The organism is Alkalinema sp. FACHB-956 (assembly GCF_014697025.1).
Taxonomy (GTDB): domain Bacteria; phylum Cyanobacteriota; class Cyanobacteriia; order Leptolyngbyales; family Leptolyngbyaceae; genus Alkalinema.
Genome location: NZ_JACJRC010000009.1, coordinates 58,632 through 85,513 on the forward strand (window position 1 = coordinate 58,632; position 26,882 = coordinate 85,513).

The window sequence follows — 26,882 nt, forward strand, 5'->3', positions numbered from 1 at the left end:
ACTCATTGGTATAGTGATGACACATGACACGGTGCAGGAATACTCTCGCATGGAAATTAAAACTGTGGATGACGCTGCTGTAGATAGTTCTACTGTGGGCAATACAACCGGCAATACAACCGTAGATAACAGCAACCCTTTACCTAATCGCCTTCCCAAACCGCCCATTCAGCAACTCATTGATTGGATCGTTGATCCAGTCCGCTATCAAGTTCAAGGTCGTCAGCAATTCGGAGATGTTTTCACGGCTAACCTGAGTGGGTTGGGTTCCATGGTGGTCATCAGTGATCCCAAGATGATTCAGGAACTGCTGAGTTGCGATCCGAATAAGTTTGATATTGGTCGCGGCAATACCCTCATTTCACCGTTATTAGGCACGACAACCCTCTTAATGCTGGATGGCGAGGCGCACCGCAATAAACGGAAACTGTTGATGCCATCCTTCCATGGAGAGCGGTTGCAAACCTATGCCCAGCAAATTGAAGAGAGCATTGCTAGCACGACCCAGCAATGGCAGCCCGGAAAGCCCTTCGCGATGCTGACTGCTGCCCGCCAACTGGGTTTAAAGATCATTATTAAAGTGGTGTTTGGAGTACGGGAAGGGGAGCGCTACGACGAGTTAACACCCCTCATGCGGGCATGGCTCCATGTTTTGGATTCTCCCTTTCGAGCCAGCTTTATTTTTCTCAAGTTTTTGCAGCGGGATTTTGGACAGTGGTATCCTTGGACCCGCATTCAAAAACGCCAGCAGAGATTGCATGAGTTGCTTCAGGCAGAAATCGATGAGCGTCGCGCCTCAGAAGACAGCGATCGCACAGACATTCTGAGTTTGCTCATGGCTGCACGGGATGAAAACGGCCAGGGGATGCATGATGAGGAACTGCGGTCAGAGTTGCTGATGCTATTGCTAGCTGGCCATGAAACGACAGCCATCAGCATTTCCTGGATGCTCTACCAGGTTTATCAAAATCCTGCCATTATCGATCGTCTGCGCCAAGAGATTGCTAGCCTAGGTGACAATGCCAATCCATTAGCAATTTTACAGTTGCCCTATTTAAATGCCGTTTGCCAGGAGACCTTGCGGATGTATCCGGTGGCTACGCTACTGTTTCCCCGCATTCCCAAAGAGCCGATTACGCTGGCAGGACAAACCTTTCCAGAGGATGTTCCCCTGGTGCCCAGTATTTACCTCGTCCATTACCGCGAAGACTTGTATCCCAACCCCCATGAGTTTCGCCCAGAGCGCTTTTTAGAGCGGCAGTATGCCCCATCGGAGTATTTCCCCTTTGGGGGCGGGAATCGTCGTTGTATTGGTTCTGCCCTCGCGCAAATGGAGATGAAATTGGCATTAGCCCATGTGGTACAGCGCTATGAAATGCTCTCGGTCGATTCTCGGCCAGTAGCACTTGGTCGGCGTGGGTTTACCTTTGGGCCACAGACGGATGTGGGAATGGTTGTCACAAGTCGTCGAAAGGCTCCCAATTCTGTTTCCGTTGCCTCGGGGCAGGTGCAGTAGGGCGTTAGGGGGGGCGGGAACTAGGTCGTCGGGACACTAGGTCGTCGGGAACTTTTCAGGCTGGCCGATCGCGGTGATTCTGGGCGAAATCAGACAGGCAGTTCTCCAGTGAGGTTTTCTACACCGGAATACCTACGGAGAACCGTCCGGAAATTTCTCGAAATTCCTGGGTCCGTTTGCGAAGATGACGATGTAAGCAAACAACACAACCCAAGGACTTCATCGATGGCCAGCTTTTCCCTAGAGTCGATCTACAACTGGTACCGCAACCTAGTCGCAAATCCTAAATATCGTTGGTGGGTGATTGGCGGCACGATGCTGTATCTCCTAAGCCCGATCGATATTGCGCCGGATTTCCTGCCCTTCATTGGTCAAATTGATGATGCAGTGGTGATTACATTACTAGCAACGGAGATGGCACAATTGTTAAAGGATCGTGCAGCTAAAGTGAAACAGCAAAAGGCAGAGAAGGCCACCGCTGCGGCTAACGCTGTAGTGGATGCAGAAGTTGTAGAAGTGAAGTAATTAGGTCATGGATCGTTCGACTGGTGTCCTCCTCTAGGGTGATCTCCGTGATGCCGATCGGTCGCTAGTCAACGGGCTCCCCCTTGTTCTCGTGGCTCTGAACAGCTAAGGATGAGGGGGATTTTAATGGCTGAAGCTTGCAGATAAGTATAAATATAGGATTACGGGGACGGAGAAATGACCGGTTGCCGCCGGACTTCTGTAACCTGGCTGATTGCAAAAACCAACGTAAATGGCTGTCCCATAGATTTTTCAAGAAATTCTTCGAGTAGCTCGACTTGTCTAGGGGTTATCGTTTCTTGACTCCGAACGGTTAAGCGAATTTCCGGTGGTTGCACTAGCCAATTGGTTTCTGCCTGAATCAAATCCATACGCTGGAATGTGACCGTTCGATTGACTAATGCTTGCCGGATACTTGCTTCTAAGCGGTTTTGCTTGACCAGATCTACAGAACTAATCCCTAAAGGAATCATTAAACCACTCGTTAAAATAGCTGCTAATAGCAATGCTTTACGGGCTTGAGTAAAGAGGGTGTATCCCATCAAGAGAAACGCAACCATACAAGAAAGGGTAATTCCTAAGAGGTTGGTTAAATAAAGTAATAATGCACCTAGACTGAGAAGCCAGTTGGAATAAGCTAACCCTAATCCGATAACACAAATAGGTGGCATCAATGCCACAGCGATCGCGGTACCCGCCAACGTACCCGAAATTTTGGGTTCGGTTTTGGCATAACCACTAATGCAGCCAGCAGCGATCGCAATGCCCAAATCTAGCAAAGTAGGCTTCGATCGGGCTAAAATTTCGCTTCCGAACGAAGAAATCCCAACGATGATCCCTAGACCCCAAGTCAACACAACCGCCAAGAGGGTGCCCACCATCACCGCTACAAGCCCTCGCCGAAACAGAAAAATATCCCCTTCTAGGGCACCAAAGGCTAAACTGCGAATGGGCAACATGAGGGGTGCAATAATCATGGCTCCAATAATGACGGCAGCACTGTTAGACAGCAGCCCCAGCGTTGCAATAATGCAGGAACCTACCACTAAAATTAGGTAACTGAAGCTTAGGGCAGATTCTTCTATCAATTCCTCCAGCAGTTCATCAGATTTTTTGAACCTAGCATGTCTTCTAGCAAACAGTTGAAAGCGCCTTTGCGCTTTAAGGAGAAATGGGATCGCACCCCTTAATACACGTTTCTTAACCATAGATAGCCGATACGGAGTTTTAGACATTGATGGGTGATTATATTGTTCTCATAATAGGCGTTCTCAGCGCCGGAATTGGCGGAGAATTATTTGTTCGTGGCGTCATTGGAATGGCTCACTGGATGCGAGTTTCCCCAGGGATTATTGGAGCGACCGTGGCAGCCTTTGCCACTTCTAGTCCAGAACTCTCTGTGGCGATTAACGCGGCTATAGAACGGCAACCCCAGATTTCTCTAGGCGATGTTTTAGGCAGTAATATCGTGAATGTTGGACTGGTTCTAGGACTATCGCTCGTCATTTCAGGGATTCAAAGTCCTCGAGATAGCGTTAGGCGAGATTTTCCCATTGCCCTAATTACACCGATCGTCATAGGGGTACTGGCTCTGGATGGAATTCTTTCACGCCTAGATGGATTCATTCTTTTGGGAATGTTCGGAACTTGGATGATTACCGTACTGGTTGAAGTGCGTAAACAACAAAGTGCTGCCGAGGAAATGCTAGGAGAACCTCGGTTCAAGTTTGCCATTGCATTTTCTGTTGTCGGCTTGTGCTTTCTAATCACAGCAGGACATTTGATTGTGATTGCGGCTAAGGGTATTGCCCTTTCATTTGGCATTGATGAATTTGTGATTGGAGCCACGCTCGTCGCCATGGGTACCTCCGTTCCAGAATTAGCAACCGCTATTATTTCTAAGGTGCGAGGCCACGAGGAAATTGGTTTGGGAACTATTTTGGGTAGCAATATTTTTAATAGCCTGTGGGTGGTGGGTATTGCTGCTATCCTGTTTCCCATTACTGTAAATTGGCAGGAAGTTGCGATCGCACTTGTATTTGGCTTGCTGTCAATCGCGTTTACCTTTCCCTCTAGCAATGGACTTATTGAACGGCGACGGGGTGTTTTATTACTCTTACTCTATGCAGTCTATGTAGTGGCTATTCTACAAAAGATTTCTACTCCTATCAATTAATCTATTCTTACAAATTTAAGGAGCAATCAGCGCACACAGCAGTCTAGTCTGGGAAAGCAGTGATCGATTAAGATGGGTATCGAAGTTAGTCATTTATTGCCGGATGAATTCCTGGAGAATACGAGCCTATTTCTCAAGAGTTTACGCATAATGATCAGTAAGGACATTCCGATGGAGTGGTGTTGCTTATGATCGAAGTGGTGCTGGTTCTGGTTTTAGGCTTGTTGCCCTGGTTTGGGTCGCTTCTATTCATGCGGAAATTTGAGGCGCAGGCTAGGGACGATTTGCAGCGGGCGATCACGCTAGCCAATCGTCGTCAAATTCGTCATGTACTCAACGGCCCGCAATCTGAAACAGCACGCACCAGGCTGACGATCGGGGATTTGAACTGTCGGCATAATGCCCATTCGGCCTATTTACGCTGCGCAATTAATCCGATCGGCCCCTGTGAGGGCTGTCTGCATTACGAACCATGATGGCTGAGCGATCGCACCTAGAGCTGAGAGAGAGCCAGGATGAAAGGGGCCGATCTCCAAGCTTCATCAGATGGGGGGCACTATTTGATTATGTTGAGATCTCAATAGCATTGAGGGATTCCCTATGGGTGCTCCACAGAGTGACCTGGAATTTATTAGAACTAGATAGATTAGAACTAGATAGCGTTAGAACTAGATGAACTTAGGAATAGATAGATATAAGAATATATTTAGAGATTGAAAGCTAAATTTCGGGAATATCGTTGATTTTTGATTATGCGGCGTAGTTCAGTTGACCGATCGGACGATCCAGAATCGTGACATCAGCTTGACTGACTAACATAAGGTCGGCTTGGCTGGATAGGAATTCTGTGTAGTCAGCCAGGGTATCTAGCCCGACGGAACCGAGTAGCCATTCCGTTGCAAGAAATAATGTGGTTTTAATCGTTAACTTAGCAACTGTTTGGAACCATTGGGGGCCGATTTGCTGGTGCGTTTGATGGTGCGTTTGATGGTGCAACATTAGGGGTAACCCTCATCACTTGCTCAATCTCTCTGGTGATATATATGGAGCAAGGGGTAGGCGTTATGCAGGTTAGACTAGAACAAACACGATCCCTAGTTGCGACCTATGCTGGAATTGCACTGCCATACGACGTTTTCCGATGGAACCCTCACCCCCACGGAGCTAGTTAATGCAGCGATCGCGGCAGGGGTTCGGGCGCTGGCCATTACCGACCATGACACGATGGCCGGTTGGGATGAGGCTCGGCAGGCCGCCACAGGGCAGGATTTGGAAATTGTGCCGGGGCTGGAGTTGAGCACGGTGCACAATGGCAAATCGCTGCATGTGTTGGGGTTTTATCCCGATCGGGCACAGCTAGAGGATCCCTTACAGGATCGGCTGTCAGGACGTAAGCGGCGGGCAGCGGCCATGCGGGATAAGTTGGCAGCATTGGGCTATCCGGTGGAGTTGCCGGAGTTGGGGCCAGGGATGGCTCCGGGCAGACCCCACCTGGCGGCAGCAATGGTGCGGGCGGGGTACGTGCCCGATTCCCAGACGGCCTTTGATAAGTTTCTGGGGGACGGCAAACCCGCCTATGTGGAGTATGAGCGCTTTGAGGCGGTAGAGGGGATCCGCTTGCTGCGATCGTGCGGTTCGGTGCCGGTCTGGGCCCATCCCTACCTGTTCCGAGGGGGTACCGTAGAAACCGTGTTGCCGGACTTGGTGGCAGCGGGGTTAATGGGACTGGAAGTTTACCATCCCTACCACAGTCCCTATCAGGTGGATAAGCTGGAGCAACTCTGTGAGGCGTTTGGGCTGATCAAAACGGGCGGAAGTGATTACCACGGCCCCAAACCGGAGGCGGAAAAGCCTGCCTACGCGGGGTCGAATACCCATGGGACGTTGAATAGTTTGCAGGTGCCGATCGAGCTTTTGGGGTCGTTGAAGGGTTTGGCCAATCGGGTCAAGCAGGAAGCGGAAACAGAAAAATTTTGAAGAAGGAAAGGATGTTTACTTCTGAATGTCAGGTAGAGATATCTTTCATGCGACGGTTCGGAATGCTTTGGTTAAAGACGGCTGGACAAACGTTGCGCCGATTACTTTGAAATATGACGACACTAGATTGGAGATTGACTTAGGAGCAGAACAGTTTTTTGCAGCACAGAAAGACCAGATCCAAATTGCTGTGGAGGTGAAGAGTTTTGTTACACTCAGTTTAGTTTATGAATTTCATCAGGCAATCGGTCAATATATCCACTATCGAATGGTTCTAAGGAGCCTACAACCGCAACGAATTCTTTACATGGGGTTCCCAATCGAGGTTTACGATCGGTTTTTCCAGTCTCGGTTTTTCCGTGATAGCCTTGAGGAAAATCAGGTCAATTTTTTACTTGTTGATACGCGATTGGAGGAAATTGTCCAATGGTCACCCAATCCCGAAAAGTTGCTGCATTAAAGTCTGAGGAAAATCAGCAGTCTAGACTTGAGGTATATCGTCAGGTCATTCAAACTTTACTGACGGATTATGCAGCGCGGTCATCTACGGAGGCTGTTCAATGTATCCCGTTGATGGATGGGCAAGGTGACCATTATCAAGTTTTAGATATTGGGTGGGATGAATCTGGGAAGCGTATTTTTAAGCCTGTACTTCATATTGATATTATTGATAACAAAATTTGGATTCAGGAGAATATTACTGATCTTGATTTAGATACGTTGCTGGCAACCGCAGGAATCCAACCGTCGGAAATTGTTATTGGGTTTCATTCTCCGTCTTTAAGAAAATTTGGGATTTATGCGATCGAGTAAGGTGCGATCGCGGTAATTTCTGGTTGTAGCAGGAAGTTGTGATCTGGAGGGGCTGTCATTGTCCACTGATGTTGACACTACAAGTAATCAGGGAAGGCCGATCTCGGGTTTGCTGGGGGCGATCGATCTGTTGGGGCCATTGCAGGAACAGGCCGATCGGGTCAAGCGGGAAACTGGCGCAGGCACCCCATAAACAGGCGCACCCATAACCAGGCACACCATAACAGGCACACCATAACCCCGTGCATTACCTCCCTGACGGCTGTTTTCTTTCCCAGGGAATATTAACTTTGGTTTGAGGTAAAAAGGCACTTTTTGGGCAAATTATAGCTATCGCTAAGCAGCACATGCCCACAGGGGGCGGTCAGCCTAAGGTTCCAGGTATGCAAATATCTCGCGTTGTTGGAAAAGTTCACGGTAAGCTAGTTTGGCTGAAAAAATACAAGTTGCCTGAACTGCAAAATCGGTTGCAGCACTATGGCCTGCTGTACTTGCTGTGTCGGCCTATGGCACTCAGCGACAAGCCCGCTATGATTATTGCACCCCATCAGGATGATGAATCCTTTGGGTGTGGTGGGCTGATTGCTCTGAAACGAAAGCAGGGCATTCCGGTCTGGGTGGTGTTTGTGACCGACGGTGCGGCGTCCCATAGCTGGCATCCCCAATTCAAATCCGGCGAAATTGCGCCCATCCGCCGGGAAGAGGCGATCGCTGCGTTGGGGGTTTTAGGCATTGAACCAGACCACATCTATTTTTTAGATCAGCCCGATGGTCGCTTGAAATACGACGAGACGACCCAGCAGGGGGCCTTAACAGCGCTGACTGAGTTGATTGCAATCTTACAGCCCGGTGAAGTTTACGTAACCCATCGCCACGATCGCAGCGCCGATCATGAGGTGACCTATCAGGTGACGCAGCAGGCGATCGCTGCCACGGGCTTAAGCATAGATTTGTATCAGTACTATATCTGGTTGCTCTGGAAAACCTGGCTATTTCGCGAGGTGCAGTGGCAGGACTTGGCCGGGGCCTATCGTTTACCGATCGCGGCAGTCAAGACGCAAAAACGCCAAGCGGTGGAAACCTACAAATCCCAGTACCTATCGATCTACGGGGGCGGAACCCTGCTTCCTCCAGGATTTCTCAATCGGTTCTTTTTGCCCTATGAGGTCTTTTTCAAACCATAACGGTTTCATCTCCAACGTTTAATCAATCGATTCAAACAACAGCGTTCAAGTGAAAATTCAAGCGAAAGTTAAAACAGAAGTTAAAACAAAAATTAAAACAAACGGTTAAATCAATCAATGGAAAATACTATGCAAATTCAAGGGAATTCTACGACTCTTCCCACCACGTTGGATGAAGTTGCTTTACCCCAAAAACTGCCGCCTTTGGTCTTAGTTGCCTTTACACGACCGGAATTACTCCAGGAAGTACTCAAGGGAATTCAAACACAATCCCTTTTACCCCAGCAAATCATTGCCTTTGTCGATGGGGCGCGCAAGCCTGCGGATCAGGGGTTGATTGATCAATGTGTGCAGTTATTGCAGGCGTTTTCTAGCTGCGTACCCGTTAAAGTGATTGCCCGATCGCAGAATTTAGGCTGCGATCACAATGTTATTTCCGCTTTAACCGAAGTGTTGGCGACGGAGGAGTCTTTAATTTATCTCGAAGATGATACGGTTCCAGCTCCTCACTTTTTCGATCGCATGTGTCGGTTGCTGGTGGCCTATCGCAATCAGCCTGATATTTTTTCCGTCAGTGCCTATGCCAACTTACCGGATGGGATGGACTCTCTGGCTCAGCAAGATTTGATGGTCTCCAATCGATTTTTTGCCCTGGGGTGGGGACTCTGGGCCGATCGCTGGCAGTCGATCGGGCTCATCGATCGACCTCCTGCGTTTAACCCCTTTGGCCAGTTCCACAACATCCCCGCCACGGTGCAAACCAAGCTGACTCTCGTCAATCAATTTTGGCTAGAGAAGAACGGTCACACGGATTGGGTAATCACAACCACCTTGGCCGCCCTCGATCGGGGGATGCGCCACGTCCTCACCACCCAGTCGATGGTGCGCAATATTGGCTTTGATCACCCCGAGGCCAAAACCTATCGCGGCAAAGAGCCCGCCTGGGTCAACGCTCGCTACAATCCCGACTATCGCCCCAACCGCCTACCGATCGGTACGAACCTCCCCACTGCCTTAGCCCAACCCTTATCCGGTGTGGAGTTGGCACAATACTTACTGCACCAAGGACTGTGGCTAAGTCCGAGGGCCTTACTTTCGTTCTGGCAGCGCTATCCCGATTGGTCTAGCCGAATCGCCTTTGGCCGCTTGTTTGTCAAACGGTTGCTGGTGATGGTACGGCGGTTACGGCAGGGGCGGCCTGTGTAAAGGCTGATCTTTTAGATACCAGGTAGGCACAAGACTAAAGGGTCGCAGCCGTGATCACGAGGACGCCCATCGTGCCACCGGCGATCGGGTAATGTTTCGCGTCGGCAAATCCTGCTTGCTTTGCGAGTTGCACCTGTTCCGGGCCGATCGGGAAGCGATCGAGGCTGGGGCCAATGTAGGCATATTCTTCGGTTAATCCGTGGCGCTGGGCCGCAGGCACGACCACCCGATCGAGGTACCATTGCTGGAACTGTCGTACCCAAGCACTATCCGGGCGATGCATATCCAAAATCGCGGCTTTGGCTCCCGGTTTCAGCACCCGATGCAACTCGCGCAGGGCAGCGGGAATATCCACGACATTCCGGAGGCCGTAGCTCATCGTGGCGCAGTCAAAGGTGTTCTCCGCAAAGGGCAACTGCAACACGTCCGACTGTACCCAATGGAACTGCGATCGACCGTGCCCCTTGGCTTCTGTGCGTTTACGAGCTACTTCCAACTGCGCTGCGGCAAAATCGACACCATAGACCTGACCCGTTGCGCCAACCCGATCGCCCAGCATTTCCGCCACATCGCCACTGCCACAGCACAGATCCAGTGCCACATCTCCTGGCTTGGGCTCGCACCACTTCACCGTCATTAACTTCCAAATCTTGTGCTGCCCCAGACTAAGCCACTGGTTTAGTTCATCGTAGACCGGCGCAATGCGATCGAAGAGTGCCTGCACTTCTGTGGACTGTACAGACGTTGACTGTCCAGATGTTGAAGCGGTAGAGGGATTGGCAGAAGAACGATCGACAAAATGCATAGATAAAAACTAATGAAATGTTAAACGGATAAAGGGGAAGTCTAATCCTCGCGATCGGGCAATCCCCAAACAATACCCAAAACAGTACCAAAAAAGGCGGGACTAAAAAAGGCGGAGCATTGCCCCACCTTTTTTCTAAGTATTGAACGCCAGGATTGAACGCTGAATGCGTCAAACCTCAATTCGCTTATTTATTAGGCTGGGGGGTCATCCGCAGGTAGGGCTTGATTTCCGTGACGCCTTTGGGGAATTTCTCGCGGGCTGCATCGGTCGGAATCGAAGGCACCACTACGCAGTCGCCACCATCGGTCCAGTTAGCAGGGGTCGCCACGCTATAGTTATCGGTCAGTTGCAGGGAATCGATCACCCGCAGCAACTCATCAAAGTTCCGGCCTGTGCTGGCGGGATAGGTGATGCTGAGGCGCAGCTTTTTGTTGTTATCGATAATGAAGACCGATCGAACTGTCAGCGTGTTACCCGTGCTGGAGTTGGGGTGAATCATGTCGTATAGTTCCGACACTTTTTTATCTTCATCCGCCAGGATGGGATAGTTCACAGAGCAGCTTTGGGTCTCGTTGATGTCACCAATCCAACCCTTGTGGGATTCTGCGCTATCGACGCTGAGGGCGATGACTTTCACATTGCGCTTTTCAAATTCGGGCTTGAGCTTAGCCACCATGCCTAGCTCAGTGGTGCAGACGGGGGTGTAGTCCGCAGGGTGGGAAAAGAGAACCACCCAGCTATCACCGGCCCAATCGTGAAAATTGATCGTTCCTTCCGAGGAGTCTTGGGTAAAGTTGGGGACGGTATCGCCTAAACGGAGAGACATAGCCGAGGTTTCCTGTTTGTTGTACGTTTGACAAAATTGCCTAATAAAAGATCATGCCATAAAACCCCGGTTCTCCGGTCGGAGTTTAGATCTTTTTAGGAAGTCTGGTTAGGAAGTCTGGTTAGGAAGTCTGTCAGTGAGGTCATCTAGGAGAGTCTCTCTCAACTCAAAAAGCCTATTGGATCCAAGTAATCCTGTGGGCAGCAGTTGGTGAGAGGCCCCAATCCCTCTATCGTCATCGGTCAACTCTGCGAAGTTTCTAAGATTTTTCCCGGACGTTTTGTCTCGTCATGTGTTTTTTTGGGCAAGATAGACATCAGCATTGGTGAATACCTTCTTCTAAACTGTCCCCCTTCTAAACTGTAAGTGTTATTCATGGAATCTAAAGCGTTTCTCACGATCGACGATCAAGATCTGTCCCTGCGGGAATGTATGCGCTACCTGCAAGCATCCGGTAAGCTACAGGATTTTCTGGCTGGGATCTTGCGGCAGCATATTTTGCAGCAGGAAGTTGATACCCGCGAAGATCTAGAGATTGGAGAGGGAATTATCGAGCAGGCGATCATTGATTTCCGCTTACAAAATCAATTAACTGAGCCCCAAGCCTTCCAAGAGTTCCTGAATCGGAATGGCTCAGACTACACCACCTTCCATAAACAAATTAGTAATAACTTTAAGGTGGAGAAGCTGAAAGCAGTGGTGACTGAACCGAAGCTGCAAGAGTACTTTATCGAGCGTAAGGTATTCCTCGATCGGGTCGTTCTCTCCCGCATCATTGTGGATAATGCTGACCTCGCAGAAGAACTGAAAACCCAAATCCAAGAAGAAGGCGCAAGCTTTGAGGCTCTAGCTAAACAATATTCTTTGACCGACGACAAAATGGTGAATGGCATGATGGGGCCGGTCAGCCGAGGGACGTTGCCCGATGCCATCCGTGCCCAAATCGACGCTGCCAACCCTGGCGACCTGCTAGGGCCGATCGAATTGGAAAACCGTTGGGGGCTTTTCCGGGTGGAGCAGAAGATGGACGCAACCCTAGATGATGTGCAGCTTCAGCAAGCCCTACGCAATGAATTATTTGAACGCTGGATTGCCGACAAAATCCAGAAAATGACGGTGAAGTTACAAGTTGGAGAATAGGGATCTCACGGGAGTCGCTGTGCATTGTGCATTGGAATCACGGTCTCACCGGACTAGTTGCCCCGATCGAGTCGCGATCTGACTGGACTAGAGCGACCTTCCCTGGCTGGCCTGACTGGTTGAATCCATTGCCGCCAGATTAGCCCCCAAACCCCATGTTGGGGGCTTTTACACTGGTTAAACATTTGCAACTCAAACCTTAGGTTAAAAACTTTGACGGTAAGAATGCTGTAATTTCAGTACTCTATTAGAAATTAGAAACGAGTCCAGTGCTGAATGTCAAAATAGTTGCATTCCCTGTGCACTATTTTGACCAGCCAACTTTGATTTGACCAGCCAGCTTTGATTTCTAACCTTTGATTTCTAACCTTTGACTGCTTTCCATTGACTGCCTTCCATTGCTCCAACCACTGTATCGATCGCTGCTGCCCCTATGATAACCAACGATATTTCTACCAAGTTTCCCTGGGATAAGCCGCCGCTGTGTTATCTCACGCCCGAACAGCAGGTTCTCTTCAAAACCCAAGGGGAATTACGACGATATCGCCTAGGGGAACCCCTCTGGTCAGCGGATAATCCAGGGGATATCATCCTGATTCTGGCGGGGAAAGTGCGCCTGGTGACGGATGAAGGCAAATCCCTGATGTTGCAGCCTGGAGACTGGATTGGAGATTTGCTGGATCTATCAGGCTATAAAGCCCGATCGGCGGCGGATGGGGTCGAGGCGATCGTCTGGCCGACGCCCCTGTGGGAAACGGTGAACACCCAGGAGATGAGCCGTTTCTGGGCAACCCAACGCACACAATACCAGCCCCAAACCGATCGATCGCCCCAGCCCACCCAAGGCTTTCCCTTTGTTGCCGGCATCAACACCGCCGCCGCCTGCCTCACCATGGTGGCTAACCATTTGCAAAATCCGGCTCAGTTGGAATGGGTGCAGCGCCAAGTGCGCAGCCAAAAGCCCAGCAGTGTCGTGGAAGCAGCGGAAAAGCTGGGTCTGCATTTGCGACGGATTACGATCGACTGGCAAGGGATGCGGTTGCTGGAATTTCCAGCGTTAATGCTGAAACAGGGCGATGAAGATCCCTATTGGCTGGTGGTCTATGGGATTCGGGGCGATCGCATGATCGTAGCGGATCCCATGAATCCTGCGGCCACCTGTGAAGCCATCCATCGATCGCAGATTGAACCGACTTGGGATCGGCAACTGTGGCAAGTTGAGATGATTCAAAAGCAGGAACGGTTCAACCTGGGCTGGTTCCTGCCTGCGGTCTGGAAGTATCGCGGTTTGCTGGGGGAGGTGCTGTTTGCCTCGCTGACGCTGCAATTGCTAGGGCTAGCGACGCCCATGATTACCCAAGTCATCATTGACCGGGTGATGGTGCAGGGCAGTATCTCCACCCTGGATGTCATGGCGATCGCGATGTTGGGGGTTGCCGTCTTCGAAGCGACCTTGGGTTGCTTGCGGTTGTTCATCTTTACCCACACTGCACGGCGGTTGGATCTCTCCCTCTCGGCCCAGTTGTTCCGCCACCTGATGCGCTTGCCCTTGGCCTACTTTGAATCCCGCCGGGTGGGGGATACGGTGGCGCGGGTGCAGGAGTTGGAAAATATTCGCCAATTCCTGACGGGGACTGCGCTGACGGTGGTCTTGGACTCCATTTTTGCGGTGGTTTATCTGGGGTTGATGGCCTACTACAACCTCTTCCTGACGGGAGTCGCGCTGGCGGTGTTGCCCCTGTTCGCGATTTTGACCCTGACCACGACCCCGATTCTGCGTAACTGGCTCAACGAAACCTTTAACCGCAATGCCGATAGTCAGTCCTTCCTGGTGGAGACGGTAACGGGGATCCATTCGGTCAAAGCCCATACGGCAGAGAAAGCCTCCCGCGATCGCTGGGAAGGGTTGTTCGCCCGCTATATTCGCACCAGCTTCAAAGCCTCGACCACGCAAAATATCAGCGGCAGTATTGCGGACTTTCTCACCAAGTTTTCCTATCTGCTCATCCTGTGGGTGGGGGCGACGCTGGTGATCAAGCAGGAACTCACCGTGGGGCAATTGGTGGCATTCCAAATGCTGTCCGGCCAAGTGACTGGGCCGCTGCTGCGCCTGGTGCAACTCTGGCAGAACCTACAACAGGTCTTGCTCTCGGTCGATCGGATCGGCGATATCCTCAATGCGTCCCCAGAAGCGGAACCGGGTTCGGGCTTGGTGCTGCCTACGCTGCAAGGGGAAGTAAAGTTTGAGCAGGTCTTTTTTCGGTATAACCAGAGCCAAGAGCCCGTTCTGAAGGGCATTTCCTTTGAGGTGAAGCCGGGAATGCTCGTCGGTGTTGTGGGTCGAAGCGGATCCGGTAAGAGTACCCTGTCTAAGTTATTGCAACGGTTGTACCTGCCGGAGTCCGGTCGGATTCTGGTGGATGGCTTCGATGTCAAGAGTGCCGATCTGCACTCTCTACGAACCCAGATGGGGGTGGTGTTGCAGGAAGACTTTATCTTCAATGGCAACATCATTGAAAACATTAGCCTAGGTCGTCCTGATATTTCTGCCGAGCAGGTGGTGGAAGCAGCGCGACTGGCTGCGGCCCATGACTTTGTGAGCGAACTGCCCCACGGCTATGAAACCAATGTGGGTGAGCGGGGAACGGCGCTGTCCGGTGGTCAGCGGCAACGCATTGCCCTAGCGCGCTTGTTCCTCTCCGATGCGCCGTTGATGATTTTGGATGAGGCGACTAGTGCTTTGGATAGTGAAACGGAGCAACAGGTCTTGCAAAATCTGCAACAGGTGTCGGGGAACCGTACGATCTTTATGATTGCCCACCGGTTTGCGCCATTGCGTCGGGCGGATCTGATTCTGGTGATGGAGAAGGGCGTGGTAGCTGAGAAAGGCACCCATGATGAGCTTTTGCGCAAGAAGGGGCTGTATTACTCACTGTATCAACGTCAACAAGCAGCCGTTTAAGGGTTGTTTAGATAGAAAAATTGCACGATCGCCGCTTTCTTCTGGCAATCGTGCTTAAAATTTTGAGAGGCCAAGTTGCAACGCTCAACTGGAACGCTCAACTGCATTGCAACTGTATTGCAACGCCAATTTTAGAAAGGGCTGGAACTATGAACTTACAGGATCTTGTCAAAAACATGACCACTTGGTCTGTGGCCACCCTGCAAAACGATCGCGTCTTTGTCAGCGATTTGCAACAGCGTTTGATCTATTGGGGCTACCAGCCTGGGTTAGTGGATGGTTTTTGGGGGCAAAGAACCCAAGCGGCTTACGCTGCTTTTGCGAATGCCAATGGGTTTAAAGCCAATGAGTTCTCCCCCCAAGCGGCCCAAAAGTTGTTGCAATTGCCTAAGCTTAGCCTCCAGCAGGTCGGCAATGGAACCATAAATTGGCCTGTAGCGGTGCTTGTTGATGATCCCAATATTGTTCGAGAAATTCAGCAACGGTTGACCGATCGCGGGTTACAACCGGGGCCAGTCGATGGTGACTGGGGCAAACGCACCCAAGCGGCCTATGAATCCTTTGCACGGTCAAATTCCTACCCAATTGATAGGCTTACGCCCTTAGCGGCCCAGAAATTACTGTTTCCGACTAAGCCAACACTGCAACAGGTGGCTAACGGGACAGTCAATTGGATCCTTGCGATCGTGACTGCTGATCCGACGATTACCCGCGAAATCCAACAGCGTTTAACGGTATGGAGGTACCAACCGGGTGTTGTGGATGGAGATTGGGGCGCAAGAACCCAAAGCGCCTACGTTGCGTTTACGAAAGCCAATAATCTCAGAGCAGAGACCCTAACGCCTCAAACTGCCAAGCTTCTTCTGCAAGCTCCGCCTGCGTCTCTCACCCCGACCCCAACCCCGACACCCACTCCTACCCCGACACCCACTCCTACTCCGACACCTCCCCCAACACCCACTCCGACACCCACTCCAACACCAACACCCACTCCAACACCAACACCCACTCCAACACCAACACCCACTCCAACACCAACACCCACTCCTACTCCGACACCCACTCCAACACCAACACCCACTCCTACTCCGACACCCACTCCTACTCCGACACCTACTCCTACCCCAACACCCACTCCTACCCCTCCTACGGCAAAGCCCGATCGCTTACCCGCAGGATTGCGAGCTTTATCTCAGGGCACCTATGCTTGGCCGACGACCGAAATTCAGCCGAACCGCGCGATCGCGGCTCAGGTACAGGAATCTCTGAATGCACTGGGCTATGGGCTGGGTGCGGCGGATGGCCTATGGGGGCCCCGAACTCAGCGTGCTTATGTTGCGTTTTGTGGAATCTATGGGTTGGATCCTGCTACTGTTTCTCCCCGTGCGGCTAAGCTACTCTTGGAACCGGAAGTACCAGGCATTCCTGTTGTGGCGAACCCACCCGCCTTATCGCTCAATGACTATCGTGCCGTGGCCAATACGATCGGCTGTGAAGTCGCCGCAGTTCGAGCGGTTGTTTCTGTGGAAGCGGCTGGATCGGGATTTCATCGAGATGGTCGTCCTAAAATTCTTTTTGAAGCCCATTGGTTTTCTGACTTTACCAATAGCCGCTATGACTTCAGCAATTCCAATATCTCTAGCCCCGTGTGGAACCGGAACCTTTACATCGGGGGCCTAGGGGAATGGGATCGTTTGTATCAGGCGGTCAATCTCGATCGGGCGGGGGCACTCAAATCCGCTTCCTGGGGATTGGGGCAAGTTATGGGCTTTAACCACCGGGCCGCAGGGTATGCCGATGTGGAAACTTTTGTGCGGGACATGCACCAGAGCGAAGGCAAGCAACTCATGGCGATGTTTAGCTTCATCAGAACCAATGGCCTCGATCGTTTTCTCATTCGTCGGGATTGGGCGGGATTTGCACTGCGGTACAACGGTGAAAGCTACCGTGCCAACCGCTACGATGAAAAATTAGCAGACTCCTATGAATACTGGTCAACCATTACCTAGTTGATCTGTACCTAGTTAACCTGCTAAATCCCCTGTCTGGGAACTGAATACCCTGCCTGGAAAACGCTAACCCCTTTAGCCGCTTGGCTTGGCTGGAGGGGTTACATTCTGGGCGAGTGGTCTTCAGATGAGCAATTTGACGGGCGCTGTATGATCGATCGCTGCTGTATGGCGGAATCATGCTGCTAATGACTAGCCTGCTACTAATTACTTTGGGGATGAAATTCGATCGAATTGCGTTTGATTTTGACATCGTAGCGACCGAAGAAATCGTGACCGAGTAAACCCACATCGGCTTTGTCCGCGATCGTCACTTTCAAATTCTTGGTAGTTAAGCCCCCTGTAGACACGGAGCCGATCGAACCGACTGGAAACTGCACCACACTACCATCCGCAATGATGACCTTCCGGACTCCGATCGGTTTTAGCCCCAAAGCATTGGCCATATCGCGCGTAATCAAAGTGCTGCTGGCCCCTGTATCAAGAATCATCTCAAAGGGCTTACCATTAAACGTCACATCAATCACGGGGGTCGAAGCTAGCCGTCGCTTGATTTTGACGCGATAAATTCCATCCTTAGGCGTTTTGCTGGCTTTTTCCGGGGGTTCCTCTCCACAGAGTGTGCCCAAACTCACCCGTTGCCCCGATGATGTCACCATGTAACAAGTATTTTGCGCGATCGCGGGGAAGGAGGGTCCGATAACCGTTGCGATCCCTGTAGTTAAGCCAAGACCGACGAGAGCCGTAGGAAAGAATTGAAAGCACGGACGTTTCATGACACAGTTTCCAGGAGAGTAGTACCGAGGAACAGTATGGGTGGAAGCGGAATAGATGGAGGCAGAATCGCGGAAATAGCCTTCAGTCAGATTTGACCAGAGGGACGAGTTTCACAAGTTGCCTCTCTCCAGTTTGCCTAATGTTCAGGGGATTGTCGAAAATTATCTTCCCGTAGTTTTTTTGACTGATTAACAAGTCTGATAGTGATCGATACCAGTCAAGGGTTGAGCTGCGAATTCTCTTCCAGCGCTGATATCTGCGTTGCCCAGACAGGCTGTCAAGGCAGGGAGGACATGCAATCTTAGGAATCAAAGATTGGGTAACTGAACCATCGATAGCCAAAAATGGTTAATGGTAGCGTAAACTTCCGAAAATTCAGCTAAGTTAGTTGGCTTGGTGATGTAGCAATTCGTGTGTAAATCGTATGCCCGTAGAATATCGACTTCACTGGACGAGGTGGTCAGAATGATGACTGGAATTTTCTTTAGAATGGGATCTGTCTTGATATGGGCAAGCACTTCACACCCATCTAACCCCGGCAGATTTAAATCGAGCAAAATCAGCCGGGGAAGCTGCACCGCTGCATAGTCTCCCCGTTGGTGCAAGTAATCCAGTGCGGATTCTCCATCTTGCACCCAATGAATCTGACACTGTGTAATAGAACGATCGGTGCTGTCTGAAAGATTAGTGCTGTCTGAACTGTTTGGATTGTTCCGTTGTCTAAAGTATCGAGTCAACAGATAGGCATCGCTAGGTGAGTCTTCAACAAGGAGAATTTCGATCGACGAACCTACAGGCTGATCATTCATGACGGTTGCAACTTGATCCTTCGTCACACATTAGGGAAACACATACTACATAGTAGATAAATACTACAAGAAAGAACGACTGGATACGTGACCTGCGCTAGGGTTCACCTGAATGAGGGAATTGTCGTCTATCAGGGTGAGTTCTATAAAAATTGGTGTTCTATGAAATAGGATTCTTGTTGTCCTATTTTCTCCTAGCAATGCACCTGAAAATTTACTCTGAGAAATTAGTTTATTTATTTTTTCCTTGAGGTTTAGTTTAATTCTAAGTACCTAATTCAGAATTGTGAAATAAATGGTGGTGCCTACACCCAATTCAGATTCCGCCCAGATTTTACCACCATATAATTCAACAATTTTTTTGCAAATTGCTAACCCAATCCCTGTTCCAGGAAATTTGGTTCGGGGATGTAATCGACGAAAAATATCAAAAATACGATCGAGGTACTGTGGCTTCATCCCAATGCCATTATCTTGTATGGCAAACTGCCAGCCTTGGGTGGGAAGTGGAATGGCTGTGATGTGAATGCGAGGCGGATTGGCTTGTGGGCTAGATTGGCGAAACTTGATTGCATTATCCACAAGATTTTGTAAAAGCTGGATCATTTGGGTGCGATTGGCCTGCAGTGTTGGCAATGGATCAACAATGATGGTGGCTTGATTATCTACGATCGCAACATGTAGGTTTCTCAAAACCTCTTCTATGACTTCTTGACAATTCAAGGAACCCCGTTCTAATTCGCGATAGCTAAGACGCGCATAGATTAAGAGATCTTGAATTAACTGCTGCATCCGTAAGCCCCCATCCTGGATGTAGTGCAAGCATTCCAGCATCCCCTCATCTAAGGACTGGGCTTGGGCTATTTCTTGGAGGATTTGGGTGTGGCTAACGATCGCCCTCAGGGGTTCTCGTAGATCGTGAGATGCCACGTAGGCAAAATTTTCTAATTCCTGGTTCGATCGCAAGAGTTCTTGATTTAAAGTTTGCAGTTCCGCTTGGCTTTGACGGAGCGCTTCGGTACGTTCTGCAACCTGTTGTTCGAGGCGATAGTTATAGTCCTGCAATAACTGTTCCGATCGCTGCCGTTGCAATGCATGACTAATTGCAACACTAAATTGTTCTAAGGCCATTACTTCTGTGGTAGACCACCGATGTTCATGGCTGCGATCGATGAAGCAGACCCAGCCTGTAATGTCTCCTGCATAGGAAAGCGGAAACACGAGCAAAGATTTGATGTCCAGCCTACGCCAATGGTGACGATCGATCGCTGCTTCCGGGGGCAGAGCCTCGAGACAAGGTAAATAGACAAACTCGCTGACCTGTACTTGTGCTTCTGTCCAAGGGAAGTCGTGCAAAGGATGGTGAAGGGGTGAAAAATTTTGGAATTCTGGAACGATCGCAGGAAATTCAGTGGCCCCCCGTGGAGATGGCCCCGGTTGATACAGCAGCGTAACCGGTTGACTAGAATCCGCAAAATTCATTACATAGATCAAGTCAACCGGCCCTAATTCTCCGATTACCTGCAAGGCTGACTGGATGGCGCTAGGAATTTCATCGAATGTGGTGTTGATAAATGAATTGGAAAAATTGGTAATGATGCGATTGAATTCAATTTGTTTTTGCAATGCTTGTTCAGCTCGTTTGCGATCGCTAATATCAGTAATAGTGCCAACGTAACTAATCACGTCTCCATGGGAGTTACGTTCTGCAACCGCTTGGCCGTAGACCCAGGTGATTTGCTGATCAGGCCGTTGCAATCGATACTCCAGTTGAAAGGGATGATCACTATCAAGAAACTGTTGCCACGCTGCAAATACCTGGCTTCGATCCTCCAGATACAGGGATGCAATCCAGCCTTCACCCAACGCAGCTTCAGCCGAGAGACCGGCAATTTCGCACCAGCGTTCATTGACGTAAATACAATGTCCCTCCGCATCCGTGCGAAAAATGCCAACGGGGGCAGCGGCAGCTAAGGAAGCATAGCGTTGTTCACTGTCTTGGAGGGCTTCCTCCACCAATTTACGTTGGGTGATATCTTCCAACAGTCCACTCAAGCGATAGACTTGGCCCGAGGCATCACGAATGGGGAACGATCGGGCATACATCCAACGAAGCGTCCCATCAGGCTTGAACGATCGATATTCCAACGCTTGCGGTGCTTCCAACATATGCTCAAAGGCTTGGCGGAGCTTGGGATGATCTGCAATATGAACCGATTGGAGACAATGCTCGATCGATTTAAATAGCGGTTGCTGCTCTTTGGGCCAGATACGCTGATAGGCCGGACTGATATAGAGCAGTTGATGATTCAGATCTGTTAACCAAAAAACAGCATTGATATGTTCTGCTAACTGGCGAAATTTTTCCTCACTTTGTTGCAATGCATGGGTACGTTGTGTGATCTGTTGTTCTAAGGTGAGGTTAGTGGACTGAATGAGTGATTCTGCTTGTTTGCGCTCAGTAATGTCGAGGCGGATTCCCAATACGTTGATCGGATTGCCAGCCGAGTCATAGGTCAGTTGTCCAATATCCGTCAGCCAGCGACAGGTTCCATCAGGCCACAGGACTCGATATTCCAAGTTGAGATCTGATTGGGTAGCGATGTCAGATTGTACTTGTTGAATGACTCGATCGCGATCGTCGGGATGGATAGCCTGTAACCAAGCTTCATAGGAGGCTGAACACGCATTGACCGCATAGCCGAGCAGCGCAAAATTTTCATCCGACCAAGTCATGGTGCGATCGGTCAAGTTCCATTCCCACATCCCAGCATCCGCTGCTTTGAGAGCTAGGGTCACTTTGGCCTGTTTTTCCTGTTCTAAGTAAGTCACTCTGTTGTGGAGCACCTCCAGGACTTGATAAAGCTGACTCGGATTCAAAAGATTCAACAAACTGGTTTGGGTGATGAGACCCGTTAAATGGCCCTGCTGATTGACGACAACAATCCGGCTGATGCGATAGGTTTGCAGTCTTTGATGGGCTACTAGAATTGACTCTTCGGGATACACCGTAAATACAGGCCGACTCATAACCTCTTGGACAGCAATTCGCTCTAGTGGAAGTTGCAATGTCTGATAGTGAACAATATCTTTTTCGGTAACGATACCGATCGGTCGCAATGCAGGTGGTGGCGCTTCTAGGCAAGGGGATGCTTGAGGGGTTGTGCTGGGTGTGGCAAAAGGCTGCTCAATCTCCGCCGCAGGTTCAGCAACCACAATACAGCTAATACGATGCTGGGTCATGAGCTGAGCCACTTGCAAAATCGAAACCTCAGCGGAGACTGAAATCACTTGGCTTACCATAACTTCAGACACACAGCGCATTCGCAGTAAATCTACAGGTTGCAATAACTGCTGAATGCTCTCATGGGTGATGATGCCCACAACAGAACCGTCTGCTTCCAAAATGCCGAGGTGCCGAATCCGATGCTGTCTAAACAGATTTAAGGGAACGAAAATATCTTTCAAGTCCGATCGTTGCAGGGTTTGCACAGGATGGGACATCGCTTCTGCCATCGTCACCGTGGCCAAATCCCGGTTTTCTCCACTCAAGCGCACCACATCTCGTTCTGTTAAGATGCCGACTAATTGATTCTCTGCAATCACGAGGACACAGCTCGCTCTAGCATCCGCCATTGCAGCGAGAGAGGCTGGATTCAAGGGGGACTCATGGCTGGTGAGTGAACAGAGTAGTGAACAACTGAATTTCTCTGCACTCATCAACTGAAGCGCCTCGATGACCGAGGCCGTAGGCGCGATCGTTAAGGGGTTGTCAATAATCGCTCGGCTAATATCAAACCCTTCAGTATGGATGGAGAACATAAATTAGTAGGATGCATGAAGTAGGGGGGATACAGGAAGCAGGGGGAATAGATCAAGATTGTAGGTATCAACAAGGCTCAAGGGTTACCAGCAATTACAACTTGTATCGATCGGGGCGATCGTCATCAGGATGTTGTATTAGCACCATGACCAGGATGCTGTATTGGCACCGTATTTATTGACACCATGTTGTATTGGCACCATGATATCGCATTGCTACCATACGGTCGCTTGACAGACTGTCTTTGCAGACTAGCTTTTCAGATTAGCTTTGCAAACAATAACAAGGGTGCATTCTTGCCTGTCCACAGCAGAACCGACTGCTAAGAATAAAAATTTTTATTCATTTCTTCCCCAAAATTCAATTTGGCTTGTATCCTGACACAGACGCTTTTATTTAAGGGCTCCTCACTACCAATTTCCTATCTATACAAAAGGTTGACACAACCATGAAGAAGACATTTCTAGGAACCTTAGTTGGTTTGACATTGGCGGCGACTTTGACGGCTTGCACCTCTGAGCCCGAAACTCCAGAAGCTTCGCCTGCGCCCTCTGCCCAGCCGGTTGAAGCCATCAAACAAAAGGCTGGTGATGCGGCTAAAAAAGCGGGTGAAGCTGCGGGTAAGGCTGGTGAAGCTGCGGGTAAAGCTGGTGAAGCGGCTAAAACGGTAGGGGGTGAAGCGGGCAAGAAGGCTGGCGAAGCAGCAGGTAAGGCTGGTGAGGCCGCTAAGCAAGCTGGTGAAGCCGCTAAACAAGCTGGTGAAGCCGCTAAGAGCAAGACCGGTGAAGCGGCCAAAGATGCTATGAACAAAGCTGGCGAAGCTGCGGGTAAGGCCGGTGAAGCGGCTAAACAGGCTGGCGAAGCAGCCAAAGGTGCAGGGGACGCGGCAAAGGACTCTATGAAGAAAAACTAAGTTTCGGCTAGCGTAACGGTCGGCTAGCGTAACAGTAGGTGTTGCTTTATCAATGCAGTCGATCGAAGTTTTATGTCTCGACAACTAACGTTCTGATCACCCTAACTGTTCGATCACGCTAACTGTGTGTTACCTAGCTACGTTTTAGTTGACCAAATTTTTAGCTAAAACGGTTAACTGTATTAGTTAACAACTGTAGTTAACTAATACAGTTACAATCACGTTTTTGTTAACCTACGCCTATGTTTTGTTAACCTACGATCGGCCTGCGATCGTAGGTTATTGTTTTAGAACAATCTTCCAGAAAAAAGCCCTCCACCAGATACGGTGAGGGCAAAGAACTAGCCTTAATACAAAACTTTTTTTCTTTAAAGAGATTGTGCGATGGCTGATCAGTGACTCATTAAGGGATCTGTCAACCATCGACAAAAACGTGGGAAAGAACTGGACGGAGAATCAGAACTCAAATCAAAAAAGGATGTGGTGGAAAAATCAAAGGAAAAAGACAGAGAAAGATCAAAGGATGGAGAAAGATCAAAGGATGGAGAAAGATCAAAGGACAAAACCCTCCTCAGAAACAAAGATGCTTATCACAGTTTTTGCTTCCTTTAGGACTTGTTATCACTAGTATCCTGTGATTTAGGTCACAAGTCTTCCGTGGTTAAACGGACTTATTCATGAGGATCCTTTGAAGAATCAGGTGACTAAAGTCCTGATTTTCTAGGAGTGTTTTGGGCTTGGGGTAGGAATTTCGTAAAGTAAGTCGCCATTGGCTCAAATCTTTCATCAACCTTTTCCAGAAATTCGTTGATTTACCCTTGTCAAAAAAATCGCTGGCAAAAGTATTTTGATGTAGACAAGATTTTGGCAGCCCCCTGGTTTCAACGGTGTCAGCATTACCACGACAGTAGTGCCAGCATTACCAACACTGCCAAAATTACCAACAGTGTCAGCAGTGCCAGCGTTACCAACACTGCCAAAATTACCAACGCTGCCAACACTGCCAAAATTCCAGGGGGAGAATTGTCTGGAGGTGGGTTGTGCAATCCCTGAATCGCGATTAATCCAAGTTCGCAATTTCGATCGGCTCAATCGCCTCCGCCGGTTGGAACCCAAAGACCCGAGAATAGAAATAAAATTCGCCATCCAGTACCCGACGAATATTTTCCGCTTTACGGAATCCGTGCTGCTCCCCTTCAAACAGCACATAGGCAACGGGTAAGCCCTTCTGTTTCAGCGCTTCCACCATGCGCTCAGCTTGGTTAGGCGGAACAATTTTGTCTTCATCCCCCTGGAAGAAAATCACAGGGCAGGCGAGTCGATCGACAGCATTAATGGGCGATCGCTCCTGATATAACTGGGCTTCCTGGGGATAGGGGCCAATCAGACTGTCCAAATAGCGAGATTCAAACTTATGGGTGTCCTCCGCCAACACCTTGAGATCACTGACGCCATAGTAGCTAGCTCCTGCCTTAAACACCTTGTGAAAGGTGAGGGCACAGAGGGTGGTATAGCCCCCCGCGCTACCGCCATTAATCACCAAGCGATCGCCATCCACTTCCCCTTGTTCGGCTAAGTATTTTGCCCCATTGGCACAGTCATCCACATCCACAATGCCCCAGTTGCCATTCAACCGTTGCCGATAGGCCCGTCCATAGCCCGTACTGCCCCCGTAGTTCACATCCAAAACGGCAAAGCCTCGACTCGTCCAGTACTGAATGCGTAAATCAAAGGAAGCGCTGGTGGCCGCCGTGGGGCCGCCGTGACTCTTGACTAATAATGGTGGACGTTCCCCCGCTGGAGCCTGGTAGTCTTGATTGTTTGGTGGGTAGAAAAAGGCATGGGCGGTTAAACCGTGACTGGTGGGAAATTCGATCGGACGGGGAATGGATAAATAACCCGGATCCACCTTAAGTTCTGTTGCCCGTCTCACCACCTGCATCGTCTGGGCGACTAAGTCCACCCGAACAATGCAAGTCGGTTCCGTGGCCGATCCCCCTAGGAAAGCTACCCAATTGGGACTGGTTTGCACTCCGGTGATGCTGGTGTAGGGCGTTGGAATTTCGGTCAATACTAGGTCATCTAAATTGAGGTGCGCCAGATGGCTAATGCCTTGCTCGCTATAGGTACAAATCAGATCCCGATCGCTGGTAAACCCATAGTTCGACATGCCAAAGACCCATTGAGGCTGGCCAAATTCTGCATCTTTGGGAAAAAGAGCAGTGATTTCTGACGTGGTAGGCGACCAGCGATAGAGATTCCACCAACCGAGGCGATCGCTGACAAAATACAGTTGACCATCCGGCCCCCACTGCGGCTGAAAGATGGATTCCTCCGCACTCCCCGCTAAACATTCCAGATTGGCTAAGGTGCCGTCAGCTTGAAAGGTGCCGATCCAGAGTTCCGTGCCATCCCAGGGCATATTGGGATGGTTCCAAGTAATCCAGGCCAGGGTTGTGCCATCGGGACTTAGGGTGGGAGATGCATAGAAGTCATTGCCGCTGACCAGGATCGTTTGACGACCATCGGCCTGAATGGCCACGATCGTATTGCTGGCTTCTTGCGTATTACTAGCTTCCTGGCCTATTGGACGGTGATCCTCCCGAATGGCAATCCAGCGATCGCGGGGACGATCGGCAATCATATCGGCATAGCGCAAGTTTTCTTCGGTGGTAACGGCCTTAGGCGAGGCTGGATAGGTTTGGCAATAGAGTTGCTGATCCCGATAGTTTGTGAAATACATCACGCCATCCACAACCCGGTAGGCTCCACCGCCGTACTCATGGACACGGGTTCGTACATTGAAATCCGCTGGCGTTATTTCTACCAGGTCTCCGCTGGCCGTTTGCATCATGACGACATTGCGCCCACCTTCCGTCGGACGGGACTCGCTCCAGTACAGGTTGGCTCCATCTAGACACAATTGGCCAAGACCGATCGACCCCGCCACGATCAAATCTGAGGTAATCGGCGATTTCCATTCACCAAAGGGAACAATTTTTTGAGCTGTCATGGGCAGTGCATCTCCAAACAATGAGCAATGGCTACGATCACGGTTGAATCTGGCGGTTGAATCTGGCGGTTCAATCTGTTGAATCTGCGGTTGAGGCCATCGAAAACAATCTGATCCCCAGTTAGAATAGCCCCTACCTTGGAAGGCAGCGGATGGCGCTCCTCCGGCGAAAAGGCAGAATCCCTGCGGATCTTATTGATTAGATATGTTACGGTATTAGCTAGAGATATTAAATTCGGTTGGGTCGTTTGTTTCAGGAAAGGCTGTTCTCGATCGTCTGAATCGCCATCGAGTGCAGCTTGTGCTTCGTCGGCTGTCGCGATGCGCCCCAAGCATGGTTTAACACCCAGTTCAAGATCGTCAGTTCACAAGATCGTCAGTTCAGCAGTTTCTAGCAGGCATTTC

At 50.0% G+C, this 26,882-nt stretch carries 23 protein-coding genes; 15 read left to right on the top strand and 8 right to left on the bottom strand.

Annotated features, from left to right (window positions below; translation table 11 throughout):
- Positions 1-49 precede the first annotated feature (49 nt).
- Complete coding sequence (locus H6G21_RS11985; protein WP_190573648.1) at positions 50-1,516, top strand: cytochrome P450; 1,467 nt, start codon at positions 50-52, stop codon at positions 1,514-1,516.
- Positions 1,517-1,741: 225 nt separating this feature from the next.
- Positions 1,742-2,041, top strand: a complete 300-nt coding sequence (locus H6G21_RS11990; RefSeq protein ID WP_190573649.1) for a YkvA family protein — start codon at positions 1,742-1,744, stop codon at positions 2,039-2,041.
- A gap of 161 nt (positions 2,042-2,202) precedes the next feature.
- Here H6G21_RS11990 and H6G21_RS11995 read toward each other — a convergent pair whose 3' ends face one another.
- Positions 2,203-3,249, bottom strand: coding sequence for a DUF389 domain-containing protein (locus H6G21_RS11995; RefSeq protein WP_190573650.1), 1,047 nt, complete (start codon positions 3,247-3,249; stop codon positions 2,203-2,205).
- Positions 3,250-3,278: 29 nt separating this feature from the next.
- On the opposite strand from H6G21_RS11995, the gene H6G21_RS12000 reads away from it, so the two are divergent.
- On the top strand, positions 3,279-4,217 hold the full coding sequence (locus tag H6G21_RS12000; protein ID WP_190573651.1) for a calcium/sodium antiporter: 939 nt from the start codon (positions 3,279-3,281) through the stop codon (positions 4,215-4,217).
- 188 nt (positions 4,218-4,405) lie between these two features.
- A complete protein-coding gene (locus H6G21_RS12005; RefSeq protein WP_190573763.1) occupies positions 4,406-4,693 on the top strand; it encodes a DUF6464 family protein in 288 nt (95 codons plus the stop codon).
- A 274-nt stretch (positions 4,694-4,967) separates the two neighbouring features.
- Here H6G21_RS12005 and H6G21_RS12010 read toward each other — a convergent pair whose 3' ends face one another.
- Positions 4,968-5,216, bottom strand: coding sequence for a hypothetical protein (locus H6G21_RS12010; RefSeq protein WP_199307177.1), 249 nt, complete (start codon positions 5,214-5,216; stop codon positions 4,968-4,970).
- Between the two features lie 108 nt (positions 5,217-5,324).
- Here H6G21_RS12010 and H6G21_RS12015 point away from each other — a divergent pair, with 108 nt between their 5' ends.
- The 6 genes from H6G21_RS12015 (at position 5,325) to H6G21_RS12035 (ending at position 9,397) form a co-directional block, all read left to right on the top strand.
- Positions 5,325-6,194, top strand: coding sequence for a PHP domain-containing protein (locus tag H6G21_RS12015; protein ID WP_190573652.1), 870 nt, complete (start codon positions 5,325-5,327; stop codon positions 6,192-6,194).
- Positions 6,195-6,219: 25 nt separating this feature from the next.
- Complete coding sequence (locus tag H6G21_RS12020; RefSeq protein ID WP_190573653.1) at positions 6,220-6,654, top strand: XisH family protein; 435 nt, start codon at positions 6,220-6,222, stop codon at positions 6,652-6,654.
- Positions 6,621-7,007 (top strand): XisI protein, encoded by a 387-nt coding sequence (locus H6G21_RS12025; RefSeq protein WP_190573654.1) that lies wholly within the window; start codon positions 6,621-6,623, stop codon positions 7,005-7,007. The genes H6G21_RS12020 and H6G21_RS12025 overlap by 34 nt, the downstream gene beginning before the upstream one ends.
- Positions 7,008-7,065: 58 nt before the next feature.
- Complete coding sequence (locus H6G21_RS26025) at positions 7,066-7,200, top strand: hypothetical protein (RefSeq protein WP_277875284.1); 135 nt, start codon at positions 7,066-7,068, stop codon at positions 7,198-7,200.
- Positions 7,201-7,390: 190 nt separating this feature from the next.
- Positions 7,391-8,191, top strand: a complete 801-nt coding sequence (locus H6G21_RS12030; RefSeq protein WP_190573655.1) for a PIG-L family deacetylase — start codon at positions 7,391-7,393, stop codon at positions 8,189-8,191.
- 129 nt (positions 8,192-8,320) lie between these two features.
- Positions 8,321-9,397, top strand: coding sequence for a sugar transferase (locus tag H6G21_RS12035; RefSeq protein WP_190573656.1), 1,077 nt, complete (start codon positions 8,321-8,323; stop codon positions 9,395-9,397).
- 34 nt (positions 9,398-9,431) lie between these two features.
- Here the strand turns inward: H6G21_RS12035 and ubiE are convergent, their stop codons facing one another.
- The gene (gene ubiE, locus H6G21_RS12040) at positions 9,432-10,202 is read right to left on the bottom strand and encodes a bifunctional demethylmenaquinone methyltransferase/2-methoxy-6-polyprenyl-1,4-benzoquinol methylase UbiE (RefSeq protein WP_190573657.1); all 771 of its coding nucleotides are present in this window, start codon (positions 10,200-10,202) and stop codon (positions 9,432-9,434) included.
- Between the two features lie 187 nt (positions 10,203-10,389).
- Entirely contained in the window at positions 10,390-11,031 is a 642-nt protein-coding gene (locus H6G21_RS12045; protein ID WP_190573658.1) for a peroxiredoxin, read from the bottom strand.
- Between the two features lie 375 nt (positions 11,032-11,406).
- Here H6G21_RS12045 and H6G21_RS12050 point away from each other — a divergent pair, with 375 nt between their 5' ends.
- From H6G21_RS12050 to H6G21_RS12060, 3 genes are all read left to right on the top strand, one after another.
- The gene (locus tag H6G21_RS12050; protein WP_190573659.1) at positions 11,407-12,171 is read left to right on the top strand and encodes a peptidylprolyl isomerase; all 765 of its coding nucleotides are present in this window, start codon (positions 11,407-11,409) and stop codon (positions 12,169-12,171) included.
- A 433-nt stretch (positions 12,172-12,604) separates the two neighbouring features.
- Positions 12,605-15,133: a type I secretion system permease/ATPase gene (locus tag H6G21_RS12055; RefSeq protein ID WP_190573660.1), complete on the top strand. Its 2,529-nt coding sequence runs from the start codon at positions 12,605-12,607 to the stop codon at positions 15,131-15,133.
- A 176-nt stretch (positions 15,134-15,309) separates the two neighbouring features.
- On the top strand, positions 15,310-17,142 hold the full coding sequence (locus tag H6G21_RS12060) for an N-acetylmuramidase domain-containing protein (protein WP_190573661.1): 1,833 nt from the start codon (positions 15,310-15,312) through the stop codon (positions 17,140-17,142).
- A gap of 203 nt (positions 17,143-17,345) precedes the next feature.
- Here H6G21_RS12060 and H6G21_RS12065 read toward each other — a convergent pair whose 3' ends face one another.
- From H6G21_RS12065 to H6G21_RS12075, 3 genes are all read right to left on the bottom strand, one after another.
- On the bottom strand, positions 17,346-17,918 hold the full coding sequence (locus tag H6G21_RS12065; protein WP_190573662.1) for a retropepsin-like aspartic protease: 573 nt from the start codon (positions 17,916-17,918) through the stop codon (positions 17,346-17,348).
- A gap of 309 nt (positions 17,919-18,227) precedes the next feature.
- The gene (locus H6G21_RS12070) at positions 18,228-18,728 is read right to left on the bottom strand and encodes a response regulator (protein ID WP_190573663.1); all 501 of its coding nucleotides are present in this window, start codon (positions 18,726-18,728) and stop codon (positions 18,228-18,230) included.
- A 273-nt stretch (positions 18,729-19,001) separates the two neighbouring features.
- The gene (locus tag H6G21_RS12075) at positions 19,002-22,550 is read right to left on the bottom strand and encodes a PAS domain-containing protein (protein WP_190573664.1); all 3,549 of its coding nucleotides are present in this window, start codon (positions 22,548-22,550) and stop codon (positions 19,002-19,004) included.
- Between the two features lie 449 nt (positions 22,551-22,999).
- Here H6G21_RS12075 and H6G21_RS12080 point away from each other — a divergent pair, with 449 nt between their 5' ends.
- Both H6G21_RS12080 and H6G21_RS12085 read left to right on the top strand, forming a co-directional pair.
- Positions 23,000-23,464 (top strand): hypothetical protein, encoded by a 465-nt coding sequence (locus tag H6G21_RS12080; protein ID WP_190573665.1) that lies wholly within the window; start codon positions 23,000-23,002, stop codon positions 23,462-23,464.
- Between the two features lie 807 nt (positions 23,465-24,271).
- Positions 24,272-24,517 (top strand): hypothetical protein, encoded by a 246-nt coding sequence (locus H6G21_RS12085; RefSeq protein WP_190573666.1) that lies wholly within the window; start codon positions 24,272-24,274, stop codon positions 24,515-24,517.
- Between the two features lie 7 nt (positions 24,518-24,524).
- On the opposite strand, the gene H6G21_RS12090 is transcribed toward H6G21_RS12085, so the two are convergent.
- Complete coding sequence (locus H6G21_RS12090) at positions 24,525-26,477, bottom strand: S9 family peptidase (protein ID WP_190573667.1); 1,953 nt, start codon at positions 26,475-26,477, stop codon at positions 24,525-24,527.
- Between the last annotated feature and the right edge of the window lie 405 nt (positions 26,478-26,882).